This is a genomic window from Candidatus Symbiothrix dinenymphae, from assembly GCF_001431085.1.
The window spans coordinates 1-886 of sequence record NZ_BBRU01000110.1 but is presented as its reverse complement, the minus strand read 5'-3'; the positions used below and the strand labels follow the sequence as shown (position 1 = coordinate 886).

General features: G+C 46.2%; 2 protein-coding genes. Both read left to right on the top strand.

Translation table 11 applies throughout. From position 1 onward, the window contains the following. Nucleotides 1-361, top strand: a 361-nt coding sequence (locus ASC50_RS01690; protein ID WP_162491121.1) for a 3-dehydroquinate synthase family protein, incomplete at its 5' end; no start/stop codon positions are given. A 6-nt stretch (nucleotides 362-367) separates the two neighbouring features. Beyond that, on the top strand, nucleotides 368-787 hold the full coding sequence (gene ybeY / locus ASC50_RS01685; protein WP_082592028.1) for an rRNA maturation RNase YbeY: 420 nt from the start codon (nucleotides 368-370) through the stop codon (nucleotides 785-787). Nucleotides 788-886: the final 99 nt, after the last annotated feature.

The following is an 886-nucleotide window of genomic DNA, read 5'->3' as shown; positions in this document are numbered from 1 at the left end:
CCTTGGGCACACTTTGGGGCCCGCATTTGAGAGCCTCTCTTACCAACGCAAAAAACCGATTTTGCATGGCTACGCGGTGGGTTACGGCTTGGTTTGCGAACTTTATTTGTCGTTCGTGCGGCTGGGGTTTGACAAAAATTTGTTGCTGCAAATGGCGCATTTTGTTAAAACACACTATGGCATATTCGCCTTTGGCTGTGAGGATTATCCGCAATTGCTCGAATTGATGCAGCACGACAAAAAGAATGAGAACGGGCAAATCAATTTCACCCTCCTGAAAGCCGTTGGAGAGGTCGAAATCAATCAGACAGCCGCCCAAAAGGATATTTTTGAAACATTGGACTTTTTAAGAGAAAATTAGAAATTTATGGCAATCATTTACAATGCAGTTGGGGTCAAAATACCCCTGTTTAAGCACCGCAAAACTACGAATTGGATACGAAAAGTGGCGGAAACCTATCACAAAAAGATTGGCGACATCAGTTATGTTTTTTGTTCCGATGCGGAAATTTTGCGGGTCAATCAGGAGTATTTGCATCACGATTATTACACCGACATCATCTCGTTTGACTATTCGGCGGGCAACACTCTCTCCGGCGATTTGTTTATTTCGACGGAAACGGTGCGCTCGAATGCGGCGCAATACCACACGGACGAGCAGGAAGAATTTCGCCGCGTGATGATTCACGGCATTTTGCACCTGTGCGGCTTTGGCGACAAAACGGCGAGGGGAGCGGCGGCGATGCGTATGCAGGAAAATGAGGCGCTTCTTAGTTATGAGTTATGAGTTATGAGTTATGAGTTATGAGTTATGAGTTTGATTATTAGCGATATATTGGATATTCGGGGGGCGGCTTGTGAGTTTGTTGGGCTGATGGGTGCGGGG